This window comes from Streptomyces sp. NPDC018947, assembly GCF_044390505.1.
Lineage (GTDB): Bacteria > Actinomycetota > Actinomycetes > Streptomycetales > Streptomycetaceae > Streptomyces.
In genome coordinates, this window is the sequence record NZ_JBIRZD010000007.1 from 343,040 (window position 1) to 357,041 (window position 14,002).

Annotated in this window: 12 protein-coding genes; 6 read left to right on the plus strand and 6 right to left on the minus strand. The window is 75.2% G+C overall.

What is annotated here, in order from left to right:
* Positions 1–359 precede the first annotated feature (359 nt).
* The 3 genes from ACH499_RS16585 to ACH499_RS16595 form a co-directional block, all read right to left on the minus strand.
* A complete protein-coding gene (locus tag ACH499_RS16585) occupies positions 360–1,613 on the minus strand; it encodes a DUF2690 domain-containing protein (RefSeq protein WP_356197973.1) in 1,254 nt (417 codons plus the stop codon).
* Positions 1,614–2,179: 566 nt separating this feature from the next.
* Entirely contained in the window at positions 2,180–2,641 is a 462-nt protein-coding gene (locus ACH499_RS16590) for a DUF3017 domain-containing protein (RefSeq protein WP_356198173.1), read from the minus strand.
* 109 nt (positions 2,642–2,750) lie between these two features.
* Positions 2,751–3,605, minus strand: a complete 855-nt coding sequence (locus ACH499_RS16595) for a bifunctional methylenetetrahydrofolate dehydrogenase/methenyltetrahydrofolate cyclohydrolase (protein WP_356197971.1) — start codon at positions 3,603–3,605, stop codon at positions 2,751–2,753.
* A gap of 268 nt (positions 3,606–3,873) precedes the next feature.
* Here ACH499_RS16595 and ACH499_RS16600 point away from each other — a divergent pair, with 268 nt between their 5' ends.
* The 4 genes from ACH499_RS16600 to ACH499_RS16615 all read left to right on the plus strand — a co-directional run bounded on the left by ACH499_RS16600 (position 3,874) and on the right by ACH499_RS16615 (position 7,524).
* The gene (locus ACH499_RS16600; RefSeq protein ID WP_356197969.1) at positions 3,874–4,485 is read left to right on the plus strand and encodes a hypothetical protein; all 612 of its coding nucleotides are present in this window, start codon (positions 3,874–3,876) and stop codon (positions 4,483–4,485) included.
* Between the two features lie 131 nt (positions 4,486–4,616).
* Positions 4,617–5,369 carry an FHA domain-containing protein gene (locus tag ACH499_RS16605; RefSeq protein WP_399016409.1) on the plus strand — a complete coding sequence of 251 codons (753 nt, stop codon included), beginning with the start codon at positions 4,617–4,619 and terminating at the stop codon, positions 5,367–5,369.
* A complete protein-coding gene (locus ACH499_RS16610) occupies positions 5,366–6,952 on the plus strand; it encodes a protein kinase (RefSeq protein ID WP_399016411.1) in 1,587 nt (528 codons plus the stop codon). Before ACH499_RS16605 ends, ACH499_RS16610 begins: the two co-directional genes overlap by 4 nt.
* Before the next feature lie 98 nt (positions 6,953–7,050).
* The gene (locus ACH499_RS16615) at positions 7,051–7,524 is read left to right on the plus strand and encodes a hypothetical protein (RefSeq protein ID WP_399016413.1); all 474 of its coding nucleotides are present in this window, start codon (positions 7,051–7,053) and stop codon (positions 7,522–7,524) included.
* Between the two features lie 61 nt (positions 7,525–7,585).
* Here the strand turns inward: ACH499_RS16615 and purH are convergent, their stop codons facing one another.
* Positions 7,586–9,148, minus strand: a complete 1,563-nt coding sequence (purH, locus tag ACH499_RS16620; protein ID WP_399016415.1) for a bifunctional phosphoribosylaminoimidazolecarboxamide formyltransferase/IMP cyclohydrolase — start codon at positions 9,146–9,148, stop codon at positions 7,586–7,588.
* The gene (gene purN / locus ACH499_RS16625; RefSeq protein WP_356197955.1) at positions 9,145–9,774 is read right to left on the minus strand and encodes a phosphoribosylglycinamide formyltransferase; all 630 of its coding nucleotides are present in this window, start codon (positions 9,772–9,774) and stop codon (positions 9,145–9,147) included. The genes purH and purN overlap by 4 nt, the downstream gene beginning before the upstream one ends.
* A 307-nt stretch (positions 9,775–10,081) precedes the next feature.
* Between purN and ACH499_RS16630 the strand changes: the two genes are divergently transcribed.
* Entirely contained in the window at positions 10,082–10,861 is a 780-nt protein-coding gene (locus tag ACH499_RS16630) for a hypothetical protein (protein WP_399016417.1), read from the plus strand.
* A 154-nt stretch (positions 10,862–11,015) separates the two neighbouring features.
* Here ACH499_RS16630 and ACH499_RS16635 read toward each other — a convergent pair whose 3' ends face one another.
* Positions 11,016–12,521, minus strand: coding sequence for a DUF6350 family protein (locus ACH499_RS16635; RefSeq protein ID WP_399016419.1), 1,506 nt, complete (start codon positions 12,519–12,521; stop codon positions 11,016–11,018).
* A 104-nt stretch (positions 12,522–12,625) separates the two neighbouring features.
* Between ACH499_RS16635 and ACH499_RS16640 the strand changes: the two genes are divergently transcribed.
* The gene (locus tag ACH499_RS16640; RefSeq protein ID WP_399016421.1) at positions 12,626–13,861 is read left to right on the plus strand and encodes a helix-turn-helix domain-containing protein; all 1,236 of its coding nucleotides are present in this window, start codon (positions 12,626–12,628) and stop codon (positions 13,859–13,861) included.
* Positions 13,862–14,002 lie beyond the last annotated feature (141 nt).

A 14,002-nucleotide genomic window follows, 5' to 3' on the forward strand; every position in this document is an offset into this window, starting at 1 on the left:
CGATCGATCACCGGTGCGGATGGATCACCGACGGATGATCGATCTCTTGGCGTCAAGAGAGATCCAGCGGTCAGGCTATCGCGCCCGCGGTGTCCGGGACGTCCGGGTCGGTGTGGCCCACCCCACAGCACCGTCCGCGGTCACCCGGAGGGGGCAGACGGGGACACGAAGAGGCGGCCGCCTGTCCGGGAGAGGGGGGACGAAGCGACCGCCGTCCGGGGATACCGTTGCCGGACTCCCGTGGGGGTACTGTCCGCGTGCCCGGGAGGCCGCGGGCCATGCCGGGTCCGTCGGGATTTTTTCTTCTCAGGTCCCGTCCCCGGTCCGCGCGGCGGGCCGGGGGCACGGACGGGCGGGGATCATTCCGTGCAGCCCTCGCCCCCCGCCGCCAGGGTCACGCACGCCGTGGCGTCGGTGCCGTTCTTCACCGCCACCATCGGGGTGTACGCGGCGGTGTCGCCGGGACCGGCGACCTTGCCGCTCTGCTCGCTCCCGCCACCCACGCCGATCCGGACCTCGTCGCCCTGTCCGGCCTGGCTGACGCGGGCCCAGGCGGCGCCGCAGGTCTTGCTGTAGCGGACCTCGACAGCGGCCGTGCCGACGGTGGCGGTCGCGGTGGTGGTCACCAGGTCGCCGCCGCAGCCCATGGTCTCCGGGTCCTTGCCGGTGCACGTCTCGCCGCTGCACTTCACGCCGGGCGGCAGCACGGGGCCGGCGCTCGCCGTGGGCGACGAGGACGGCTTGGCGTCCTCGTTCTTCTTGTCCTCGCCCTGGTCGATCACGTAGAACGCGGCGGCGATGACGACGAGGACGCCGATGACGCCCACGACGAAGGAGCCCGTCCGCCTGCCGCCCCCCGGGGAGCCGCCGCGCCCGCCGGAGCCGGCCCGCGGGGGCCCGCCGTACGGGCCGGGACCGGCGGGGCTCCCCGGCACCGGCGCGGTGGCGGGACCGGCCGCGGCGGGAGCGGCGCCGGCGCGCGGACCGCGGTCACCGGTCGGCGCGGGACCCCGGTAGCCCGCCATCCCCCAGGAGTTGCCGTCGAAGGGCCCGCCCGGGGACGGGTACGAGGGGCCGTCGGGCACGCTTCGGCCGCGGACCGGACCGGCGGCCGAGTCGGGGCTGTCGGCGGCCGTCGGCTGCGCGGGCACCGTCGTCGGCGGCAGCGTGGGAGCCGCCCCCGCGGGACCCGCGCCCCCCGGCCCGGCCGTGGCGCCGCCACCGGACCGCCCGGACCTGCCCCGGCCGCCGCCGGGGTCCGCCGGGGGCCGGCCCGGCTCGCCGAGCGCGGCGCGCGCCTGGGAGATCCGGATGGCCTCCATGGTCATGTCGTGGCGCATCTCGGAGCGGCTCCAGGCGCGCTCGGCCAGCTCCCACAGCGTGGTCAGGTGCATGGGGTTGGTCCCCGTCACCTCGGCCAGGGCGACTATCGCGCCCTTGGGTGCGAGCAGCCGGCCGTTCAGATACCGCTCCCAGGACGTCTTGCTGTAGCCCGTGGCGTCGGCCAGCGACGCGATGCTCAGCTCACTGCGGTCCACGAGCCGGCGCAACTGACCGGCGAACTCCTTGATCTGCGGATCGAGTTCCTCCGGCAAGGCCTTCCAACGAGGCATTGCTTCCCCCTCTTCCCCCCCCGAAGACGTGTTGCTTCTTGACCCGCTCGGTCCCGCGTGGTCCTCGCGGGCGGCGTCCCGCGCCGGGGCCCCGTTCCCGGCACCCACGGGGATGCTCCCGGTCAGGGCCGCGGTTCCGGGGTGAGGGCGCGCAGGAGCGCGCGGACGCCCGCGAGCGTGCACGGTCGCACGCCCGCCGGTCGGTGGTCCAGTGTCCCATCGGTCTTCGGCGCAACGAACGGAACCCCTGCCCCCGCATGGGGCCCCCACCCCGTCGTACGGATATGTCCCCGGCCGTCCCCGGTCGACCACGCCGGCCCCGATGCCGAACGGATCGGGAGCACATGCGCGAACTTGTCGGCACATCGGAGCACGGAACGCACATGTACGGTCACGACCGGCACAAGGACCCGGCCATTCACGGACTCCGTAGCGGAACGGTCACTTCCGTGCCACAGCGCCCCGTCAGGCGTTGAACAGGGAGTTCCGCGTGCAGGAGGGTTGGTCGCGGCGGCGGCCCGTTCTCCCACGGGGGTGGAGGACGGGCCGCCGTTCGAACGTTCCGGTCACTGACTGACCGTGAAGTGCAGGGTGTCCTTCAGGAACGGGATCTCCAGCCACGGCTTCGGCTGGGCCATCAGCGCCAGCAGGGCGATGGCGAGGCCGAGCACCGCGTACGTGGTGATGTCCGTGAAGCGCGAGCGCACGGCCAGCATGCCGACGCCGGGCAGCACCCAGCGCAGCGCGGCGCCGATCAGCAGCGCGACGCCGATCAGCAGCGTCCCGATGCGGAACACGTCCAGCGCGGTCAGCAGCAGGCCGACCGCGACGAGGGCGGCCACGGTGAGGATCGGCCACTGCCGGGCGGGCGCCGGGGCGTCACGGGGTGCCGCCCGGCCGCCGCCCTCGGGCCGCGCGGTGTCCCGCGTGAACAGCGGGAAGCGCCGGGTGACACGCCGTGGCCTGCCCTCGGCGTCGGGGGCGCTGACGGCGTCCCGGACGGTCAGCTCGCCCTCGGGCCCCTGCACGTCGCCCCGGGCCCCCTCGGGTCCCGGCGTCCCGTCGGGACCCTCGTGTCCCCGGGCCTCCGGCCGGCCCTCGGTGTCCTTCTCCTCCGCCGGCACCGCGCTGCGCCCCTCAGCCGGCACTGCGCTCCGCCGCCTCGACCACGTTGACGAGGAGCTGGGCCCGGGTCATCGGGCCGACGCCGCCGGGGTTCGGGGAGATCCAGGCGGCGACCTCGGCCACGTCCGGGTGGACGTCGCCGACGATCTTGCCGTCGGCGTTGCGGGAGACGCCGACGTCCAGGACGGCCGCGCCGGGCTTGACGTCCTCGGGGCGGACCAGGTGCGGGGAGCCGGCCGCGGCGACGATGATGTCGGCGCGCTTGAGGTGGGCGGACAGGTCGCGGGTGCCGGTGTGGCACTGGGTCACGGTGGCGTTCTCGCTGCGCCGGGTGAGCAGCAGCGGCATCGGGCGGCCGATGGTGACGCCGCGGCCGACGACCACGACCTCGGCGCCCTTGATCTCCACGCCGTAGCGGCGCAGCAGGGTGAGGATGCCGTTCGGGGTGCAGGGCAGCGGGGCCGGTTCGTTGAGGACGAGACGCCCGAGGTTCATCGGGTGGAGGCCGTCGGCGTCCTTGTCCGGGTCCATCAGTTCGAGGATGCGGTTCTCGTCGATGCCCTTGGGCAGCGGGAGCTGGACGATGTAGCCGGTGCAGGCCGGGTCCTCGTTCAGCTCGCGGACGACCGCCTCGATCTCCTCCTGCGTCGCCGTGGCCGGCAGTTCGCGCTGGATGGAGGCGATGCCCACCTGGGCGCAGTCGCGGTGCTTGCCCGCGACGTACTTCTGGCTGCCGGGGTCGTCACCGACCAGGACGGTGCCGAGGCCGGGCGTGACGCCCTTCTCCTTCAGCGCCGCCACACGGGCGGCCAGTTCGGACTTGATCGCGGCTGCGGTGGCCTTGCCATCGAGAATCTGGGCGGTCATGCCCCCATCCTCGCGGATGACCGGCCCCGTGTTCCAATCCGGTCGTCGCGCGGGCGCCGCGGGACACGTCCCTTTCCGTCCCGCCATGATCACGGATGTTGCACTTGCACAACAGCGGGCGGTCGCGGCTGGACAAGTAACGACCGGGTCAAGAACGATGGAGCGGCACAGTGCCGCGGACAGTACCGGGGGGACGGACCGCATTCTGTAGATCTTCCTCCGAACCGTGCCGCGCGTCCCCGCACAGCACATCGGAGGAAGGACCGCCATGAGTTTCGGCGACCCGAACAACCCCTACGGGCCCCCGCCCCAGCAGCAGCCGGGCGCACCGGGCTACGGCTACCCCCAGCAGGGCCCTCCCGCCTACCCGCAGCAGGGGCAGGGCGGCTACGGCTTCCCGGCGGCCCCGCCCGTGCAGCAGCCGTACGGCGGCGGCTACGGGGCGGGCCCGGCGCAGATGCCGGGCATCACGCGCGCGGCGCAGGTCATGCTCGGTGTGATCGTCCTCGCGCACCTGGTCGTCGCCGCGATCTACGGCGTGGCGCTGTCCAAGTGGGACGAGACGATGCTGGAAGCCGGCATCACCGGGGACTCCGAGGCGGAGCGGTACGCGGACCTCGGCAAGGGCGTCGTCGTCTTCTTCCTGGCCCTGGCGACCGTCTTCGCGCTGCTCGGCCTGGCGCTGCTCCTCCAGTACGCCAAGGGCGGCAACGGCGTCCGCGTCTGCTCGATCGTCTACGGCTCGTTCGCGATCGTCACGGGCATCTTCACGCTCGCCGTCTACGGCCTGGGCCTGCTCGTCATCATCGTCTCCATCCTGCTGATCGTGTTCGCCGCGAAGCGGGCCAGCGCCGAATGGTTCAAGCGACCCCGGTACTGACGCCCCGGCGGCGGCCGACCGTTCGCGCCGATCAATCCACAGGGCCGTGTCTCACCCGTACGAGGGGGACACGGCCCTGGCGCGTCGCCCTAGTCTGGCGTGGGTAGCCGTCAGGCACGGGGAGACGCACCTTGTACAGCATCATCGTCGTACCTCCGCCGACCACGGAGGCCGAACGCGACCGCAGCCGCCCGCAGTTCCGGCTCGCCCCCGGACAACGGCTCGCCTTCGGGCGGTCCGTGCCCGAGGGCGGCCTGCTGATCGGGCACGACGGGGTGTCCCGCAGGGCCGGTGAGATCACCGCCCGCGGCACCTTCTGGACCCTGAGCAACCTCTGCGCCCACCAGACGTACGTGGTGGAGAACCCGGAGGGCGCGGGCGAGCACATCAAGGTGGCGCCGGGGCGGCTGGACGCGCCGGTGCCGTTCGAGTTCTCGCGGATCGTGCTGCCCGCGGCCGGTGATCTGCTGCCGGTCGAGGTGTGGGCGCCGCGCCACGACTATCTGCGCGACGAGGCCGGCGCCGACGGCGAGCCGACCGCGCCCGCCTTCTCCGTCGACCGCACCAAGCGGTACTTCGCGGTCCTGGCCGCGCTGTGCGAGCCCCGGCTGCGCGGCGCGCCGCACGCGCCGCTGCCCACGATGGACCAGGTCGTCGAGCGGCTGCGCCCGTCCTGGCCGGCCGCCTCGCGTACGTCGGTGCAGTGGAACATCGACTACCTGGCCGTGAAACTGCGCCTGAAACCGGGCCCGGAGACGGCGGAGCCGGGTCCGCGGCTGAACGGCAAGAAGGAGTCGCTGGTCTCGCTGGCGCTCCGCTTCGACCTGGTCCGCGAGGACGACCTGGCGGTGCTCGCCGCGCCGTCCGCACGGCCGCCGCGGTGACCGAGCCCTACGCCGTGCCGGTGCCCGAGGGGTACCGGGTGGGCGTCTGGGAGGTGCGCGAGCCGATCGCCACGGGCGCCTTCGGCAGCGTGTACGCCGCCCGTCGCACCGGCGACGGGGGCCGGCCCGGCCTGCCGCGCACCGCCGCCCTGAAGTTCCTGCCCACCGGCACCGGCACCCCGCGTCAGCTCACCCACCTGCGCGAACTGATCGAGCGCGAGGTCGAGTTGCTGCGCCGGGTGCGCCGGCCCCGGCTGATCCGGATGTACGAGACCCTCACCGTCGACGACCCGGACCGCCCCCGGCTCGACGGAGCGACCGTCCTGGTGCTGGAGCGGGCCGAGGCGTCCCTCGCCGCCCGGCTGGCCGCGGCGCCCCGGCCGGCCGAGGGGCCCGCGCTGCTGGCCCAGGTGTGCGCGGGGCTGGCCCAGTTGCACGGGGCGGGCTGGGTGCACGGGGACCTCAAGCCGGCCAACGTGCTGCTGATGGCCGACGGTTCGGTCCGGCTCGCCGACTTCAACATGGCGGCCGAGCTGGAGGGCACGCACGCCTACACGCCCGCCTTCTCCACCCCGGACTACACCCCGCCCGAGCTGCTGTGGTCCGAGATCGGCGAACGGGGCCGCCGGATCCGCCCGTCCGCCGACGTGTGGGCCTTCGGCGTGCTGGCCCACCTGGTCCTCACGGACAGCTTCCCGCTGCCCGGCGGCACCCCGGCGGCCCGCCGCGACGCCGCCGTCGCCTACGCCCGCGGCGCCGACGAGCTGCGCCTGTCGCCGGTGCTGGCGGACGCCTGGCGGGAGATCGTGCGCGCCTGTCTGACCCGTACGCACGCGGGACGCGTCGGCACGGACGCCCTGCTGCGGCGCGTGGAGGCGGCGGCGGACGGCTCGGGCGGCTCCGGTGCGGGCGTGGGGGCGGCGGCCGTACGCCGGTCGCGGGCGCTGCCCCGGCGGGCGGTGCTCGCCGCGTCGGCCGCCGGGCTGACGGGGCTCGCCGCGCTCGGGTACGGCATCGCCACCCGGGCCGACGGCGGCCGCGACGCCGGCGGCCCGCGTCCCGGCGGCCGGGCCTCGGACGTGCTGCCCGCCGCCTCCTACGGCGCGGCCGAGCTGCGTACCGACCGGGGGGTGCCGGCCGCCTACCGCCTGCTGATCGTCGAGACGGCGCACGACTGCGGCCGCGAGGAGGTCACCCCGGCGCTGATCGCGGCGATGCTCAAGGTGGAGAGCGACTTCGACCCGGACCTCGCCGACCCGGTGAGGAACGAGTACGGGATCGCCCGCTGGACCCCTCAGGTGCTGCGCTGGTGGATGAACGCCGACGGGAAGCCCGGCGAGACCGTGCCCGAGCCGCCCTTCCCGCCCGCCGAGTCCGTCCCGGCGATGGGCCGGTACCTGTGCTGGATCGCCCCGCGCCTGGACGCCGGCCTGCCCGGCGACCGCCGGGTGCTGGTCGCCGCCGCCTACCGGACGTCGTACGCCAGGGTGAACGACGCGGGCGGGGTTCCCCCGAAGTACCGCGCCTACGCCGACCGCGTCGCCCACCACCTGAAGGAGTACACGCCGCGCGGCCGGACGTGACCCTGTGAGGTGCGAGGTACCGGGCGGTGCGCGCGGCGGGCACGGTGTGAGCACACCGCCCCGGCGGTACCGACCACGATCTTCATGGGGGAAGAACAGTGAACATCCTCAAGCCCGTCACCCTGCTCGTCGCGGCCACGGCCCTGGCCGTCGGCGGCTCCACCGTCGCGGCCACCGCCGCGGACCCGGCCGGCACCCGTGTCACCGCCCTCCAGCAGGCGGCCGACCAGGTGCTGGCCGGCCACCCGAAGGCACTGGAGGTGACCGCCGACGCGGTCCGCTACGAGGGGCTGACCGTCACCGAGGCGCCCGCCGGCCGGGCCGCGCGGCAGGACCTCGCCTGCGACTACGGCCACCTGTGCATGGTGGTCGCCGGCACCAAGTTCGACTTCTACACGTGCCAGACCTGGAACGTGAAGAACTGGACGGGCGACGGCCCGTTCACCAACAACCAGACACCGGGCACGGTGGCCCGGTTCTTCAACCGGGACGGCAGCGTCCGCTGGACGTCCACGGCCTACCAGGCGGGGACGGCGACCTGGGACCCGATCTGGTCCGTGCGCCCCTGCTGACGCCCGCCGAAGCGCCCGTGCCCCGGACCGCTGACGGTCCGGGGCACGGGCGTGTGTCCGGTCAGTGGAAGAAGTGCCGCGTCCCGGTGAAGTACATCGTGACGCCGGCCTTCGCCGCGGCCTCGACCACCAGCTCGTCACGGACGGAGCCGCCCGGCTGCACCACGGCCCTGACACCGGCCCCGGTGAGGATCTCCAGGCCGTCGGGGAACGGGAAGAACGCGTCGGAGGCGGCGTACGCCCCCTGCGCGCGCTCGGCGCCCGCGCGCTCCACGGCGAGCCTCGCGGAGTCGACCCGGTTGACCTGGCCCATGCCGACGCCGACCGAGGCGCCGTCCTTGGCCAGCAGGATCGCGTTGGACTTCACCGCGCGGCAGGCCTTCCAGGCGAACGCCAGCTCGGCCAGCTCCGCCTCGGACAGGGCCTCGCCGGTGGCGAGCGTCCAGGTGGCCGGGTCGTCGCCCTCGGCCTGGAGGCGGTCGGCGACCTGGAGCAGGGCACCGCCGTCGATCGGCTTGACCTCGACCGGGTGGGCGGGCGTCTCCGGGCAGCGCAGCACGCGGATGTTCTTCTTCTTGGTGAGGGCCTCCAGGGCGCCGTCCTCGTAGTCCGGCGCGACGATGACCTCGGTGAAGATCTCCGCGACCTGCTCGGCCATCTCCTTGCTGACCGGCCGGTTCACGGCGATCACGCCGCCGAACGCGGACAGCGGGTCGCAGGCGTGCGCCTTGCGGTGCGCCTCGGCGACGTCCGCGCCGACGGCGATGCCGCACGGGTTGGCGTGCTTGATGATGGCGACGCAGGGCTCGGCGTGGTCGTACGCGGCACGGCGGGCGGCGTCCGTGTCCGTGTAGTTGTTGTACGACATCTCCTTGCCGTGGAGCTGCTCGGCCTCGGCCAGGCCGCCGGTGCCCGCGGTGTAGAGCGCGGCGGGCTGGTGCGGGTTCTCGCCGTAGCGCAGGGTGCGGGCGCGCTCCAGGCTGGTGGCGAGGAAGGCCGGGAACTGCGAGTCGTCGGCCGGCGCGTAGGAGGAGGCGAACCAGGAGGAGACCGCGATGTCGTACTCGGCGGTGTGCCGGAAGGCCTCGGCGGCCAGCCGCTTGCGGGCGGCGAGGTCGAAGCCGCCGTCGCGCACGGCGGCGAGGACGTCGGCGTACCGCCCGGGGCTGGTGACCACGGCGACGGACGGGTGGTTCTTGGCGGCGGCGCGGACCATCGACGGGCCGCCGATGTCGATCTGCTCGACGCACTCGTCGGGGGTGGCGCCCGAGGCGACGGTCTCGCGGAACGGGTAGAGGTTCACCACGACCAGGTCGAACGGCTCCACACCCAGCTCGCCGAGCTGCTGCCGGTGGCTCTCCAGGCGCAGGTCGGCGAGGATGCCGGCGTGCACCCTCGGGTGCAGCGTCTTGACCCGCCCGTCCAGGCACTCGGGGAAGCCGGTCAGCTCCTCGACCTCGGTGACGGGGACACCGGCGGCGGAGATGCGGCCGGCGGTGGACCCGGTGGAGACGAGCTCGACGCCCGCCTCGTGGAGCCCGCGGGCGAGCTCTTCCAGGCCGGTCTTGTCGTAGACGCTGACGAGCGCCCGTCGGACGGCCCGCTTGTTGCTCTCGGCGGTCACTGGATAACTACCTTTCGTCCCTCAATGCGATAGCCGTTGCGGGCGAGCCGCCCCACGACATCGACGAGCAGCCTTCGCTCGACTTCTTTGATGCGCTCGTGCAGAGCGCTCTCGTCGTCCTCGTCCCGGACCTCCACCACGCCCTGCGCGATGATCGGCCCGGTGTCGACGCCGTCGTCGACGAAGTGGACGGTGCAGCCGGTGACCCTGACGCCGTACGCGAGCGCGTCCCGCACACCGTGGGCTCCGGGGAAGCTGGGGAGGAGGGCGGGGTGCGTGTTGACGAACCGCCCGCCGAACCGCGCGAGGAACTCCTTCCCCACGATCCTCATGAACCCGGCCGAGACGACGAGGTCCGGCTCGTGGGCGGCGACGGCCTCGGCGAGCGCCACGTCCCACTCCTCGCGCGTCCCGTAGTCCTTGACCCTCGTCACGAAGGTCGGCAGCCCGGCGCGCTCGGCGCGCGCGAGGCCCTCGATTCCGTCGCGGTCCGCGCCGACGGCGACGATCTCGGCTCCGTAGGCCTCGACGCCGACGGCGGCGATCTCGTCGAGGAGCGCCTGGAGGTTGGTGCCGGATCCGGAGACCAGCACGACGAGGCGCTTGGCCACGGGCTTGGCGGCCACGGTGGGGCCCTTTCTCGGGGAAGCGGATCAGTGCGGTCGGCCCGCGCATCCGCCGGTTTGTGCAGTCCTACGAATGCTTCGCGCCCCGGGATACGGGGAAGTCTACGAAGCGGCCGACCGTCAGCAACGATACCGGCACACGGGACGGCCCCCTCGGGACGGGGGCGGGGCCGGACGGTAGCGTCTGCGGGGGCAAGGACCGGGAACGCGGCCCGTGTGCCACGCGTTGACCGGTCGTGGCCCCGAGTCCGTACCCGCCCATCCGTTGTCGTCAGTTCGCTATCGCCAAGGGGAAGACGCTCACTTGATGCCGGACCGCAGCCTGCGACTGCTCACGCTCCCCCAGCAGTCGGCGCAGCCAGGGGAGCGCAGCGCCGTACTGCTGCGGGAACGCCCCTCCTCGCCGCCCGACGCCTCTCCGGGCCGCGGGGACGGCGACGAGCGGGGCGGCACGTCCCAGGACGACAACCCCTTCGCCCCGCCCCCGGAGGGCACGCCGGACCGGCCCTGGCAGCCGCGGCACCCGTCGGACGGCGACGGCTCCGAGGGCGGGCAGGGCCAGGGCGGGCGCTCCGGGTGGGGCGGCCGGTGGAGCGACCGCCAGCCCGGCCGTTCCTCCGGCGGTTTCGGCGAGCGCCCCGGCGGCTCCGGCCCCGAGGGCCAGGGCGGCGGCCCGCGCTGGGACCCGACGGACCCTGCCCAGCGGCGCGCCCGCTATGCCCTGCTGTCCGGCATGTGGGCCCTGTTCTTCGCGCTCTTCACCTGGCAGTACCTGGCGCTGCTGCTCGGCGCCCTCGCCCTGTACTGGGGCATCAGCTCCCTGCGCGCCAAGCCCCGCACCGCCACCGATCCGGACAACCCGGCCCCGGCAGCCCCCCAGGACGCCCGCCCCCAGCGGACCGCGGCCATCAGCGGCCTGGTCACGTCCTCCCTGGCCGTCCTCCTGGTCGCCGCCTCCTTCTCGGCCCAGCTCGTCTACAGCGACTACTACACGTGCCGCAACGACGCCCTGACCAACGAGGCCAAGCAGACCTGCAGCAAGCACCTCCCCGAGCAGCTCCGCGGAGTCCTGGACACGGACGGCTGAGGCGGTCCGGGCCGTCCGGCGTTCGGGGACGAGGCGTTCGGGGACGAAGCGGCCGGGGACGAAGCGGGCCCGGAAGCGGCGGCTCCCGGGGTCGGGACGGGAAGGGGGCGGCGGGGGCGAAGAACCCCGACGGCCGGACGGCACCGCCCGCCCCTCACCCCTCCGGAGCCGCCTCCCCGCCCCCGGCCGCCCGCCGCAGCGCCGCGGGCACCCGCACCCACCCCCACCACCGGGACCACCGCGCCCCGCCCCCGGCCCCCCTCCCCCGGCACAGCCACCACCGCCCCACCAGCGCCACCGGCACCCCCGCCACCGCCGCCCAGGCCACCATCGCGCCCCCGGCCTGCCACCACACCGGACCGAACCGCGCCAGCCCGCCGTTGCCCAGCGGTCCGCCGGCCAGCACGGCCAGCAGAGCGACCAGCCCCCCGCTCAACAGGGCCGCGACCCACACGGCGACCACCGTCCGCCGCACGGACCACGGCCCGGCTCCCCGCCCCTCTGCGTCCCGCACCGCGGCCTGGTCCCCCGCGGCGTCCCCGACCGCGGCGCCCTCGCCCACCGCGGCGACCCGCGCCGTGAACCACCCCACCGCCGCCCCCGCCGCCAGCGGCACCGCACCGGCCGACCAGTGCAGCGCCGTCCCCGGCCCCGCGTCCGGCACCGCCGCCAGCAGGGGGAACGGCGGCAGCAGCGGAGCCGGAGCGGACGCCAGGGGGCTCACGACGTGCCCGGTGCCGAGGACGAACCCCGGCCCGAGCCCGTACACCGCCCCCCAGACGGCCGCGTTCGGCACCAGCGTCAGACAGAGCAGCAGCACGGCGAACTGCCCCGACCAGCCCTCGGTCAGCCGCAGGAAGGCCCCGCGCGCGGCGCCCCCGTGCCACACCAGCGAGACGGCCAGCAGCAGCGCCCCGCCCCCGACGAGCACCGCCACCCCGGCGCCCGCGGCGCGCGTCGAGGTGCCCAGGCGCGCGTCCGGCTCCACCATCAGTTCCCGCAGCCCGCGGGGCAGCACACGCAGCGCCCGCCCCACCGGCCCGCCCGGGCGGCCGAACGCCGTCCACACCCCCGCGCCCGCCGCCGCCATGGTGACCAGCGGCAGGCAGACGGCGGTCCAGCCCCAGGAGGGCCGCAGCTCCCCGCCCGCCGCGTAGCCCACGACGGGCACGGCGACGGCGAGGTAGCCGAGGACGACGCCCGCCCAGACGAGGGGCGCGGAGACGGGAGGCGGCCCGGCGTACGGGCCCGCGCCGTCCAGCCGCACCCCGGCGCCCGCGCCGACCGTGACGCCGACGCCGCCCCCGGGATCCGTGGCGTCCCGGGCCGCCCGGTGCAGCAGCCACACCGGCAGGGCGAGCAGCATCAGCGGCGTCACGCCCATGGGCGCGGGGACGCCGGAGAGCGTGTCGGTGCGGATCAGCTCGGCGCCGTGCGCCAGCACCCAGAGCGAGGTGGCGGTGCGCATCGTGGCGTCCGGTCCGGCGTCGGGGTACGGCGAGGTGATCCACAGCAGTGTCACGAGCGCGGCGAGCGCGGCCAGCCCCAGCGCCGCCGCGAACGCGCCGCCCAGCAGGCCGGCGGACAGACCGGGCGCCCGGTCGTGCCACTGGGCGCGGAGCTGGGACAGCAGGGCTCGGCGAACGTTCGTCTGGGTCACGCCGCCATGCTGCCAACGACACGCGCTTTACCGGCGTAACGGGCGAAGAACCGCTGTGTCGCCCAATATACGTTTATGTACTTTTTCGTACTGAGGGGTGTCCTGTGACGCGGAATCCCGCAACCCCGCTCCCTCCTCCCAAGGCGCGCCGACGCCTGCGGGAGAACGCCGCGCTGACGCGGGATCAGCTCGCCGCGCGGGTGGGCGTCACCCGCGCGGCGGTCCGCGAGTGGGAGAGCGGCCGCTCGACACCGCGCGGCCGGAAACGGGAGGCGTACGCGAGACTGCTGAACACCCTGGCCGACGAGGCAGCGGCCCGGCGGCCGGAGCCGGAGGCCGTATCGGGACGGAAGGAGGCGCCGACACCGGCACCGGATCCGACGGCGGATCAGGGGGCGCGGCACGACCGGACTCCGGCGTCCGTGCCGGTGCTGGTGGCCGTCGGCGCGGGACCGGAGCGGACGGCGCCGGACCGGGCACCGGCACCGGCCGGCGGCGCCGCGCCCCCCGCCGGCCCGGTCGCGGCGGCCGGGGAGCACCCCGCGTTGACGCCCGCTCAGGCCTTCGACGCGCTCTACGAGTTCGCCGCCCCCGCCCTCGTACGCCAGGCGTATCTGCTGACCGGCCGCCGGGAGCTGGCCCGGGAGTCGGTGGAGCGGGCGTTCCAGCTCGCCTGGGAGCACTGGCCCGAGGTGGCCCGCGACCGGGACCCGGCGGGCTGGGTGCGGGCGGCGGCGTACGAGTACGCCCTCTCGCCCTGGCACCGGTTCCGGCCGCGCCACCGGCAGCCGGAACCGCCGCCCGCCGACCCCGCCGACCGCACCCTGCTGAACGCCCTGCTGCGACTCCCTGCGCCGCACCGCCGCACGCTCCTGCTGTACGACGGTGTCGGCCTCGGCCTGCCCGAGACGGCCGCGGAGACGGAGGCGAGCACCCCGGCGGCGGCCAACCGGCTGCTGCACGCCCGCGAGGCCCTCGCCGGCCAGGTGCCCGAGCTGGCCGACCCTCAGGTGCTGCACCGGCGGCTGGCCGAGCTGGCGTCCGTCGAGCGGCTGCGGGCGTCCGGGACGGCGGAGGTGCGCACGGGCAGCGAGCGCCGGGCCCGGTTCTGGACCCGGGCCGCGATCGCGTTCACGGTCGCGCTCATCGGAGCCACGGCCCTGACGCTGCGCACGGCTCCGACGCGGTACGAGCCGCCCGTGCCGCCGGGCGAGACGGTGCGCGGCGTGCCGCCCCGGGTGGCGCAGGGCCCGCTGTCGGACGAGGAGCGGGAGCTGCGCGAGAAGCTGCGGGACCAGGTGCAGGACGGACCTCAGCGGCTGGTGCCCGAGCCCGGGTGACGCCGGGTGTGCCCCCGCAGACGGCGCGGGGGGCCCCCCCCCGGGGGGGGGGGGCCCCCCCCCCGGGGGGCGGCGGCTCAGCCGGCGCGGATCTCGCGGGCGCGCGTGGGCGGCGCGGGCGGGGGCGTGCCCACCATGAAG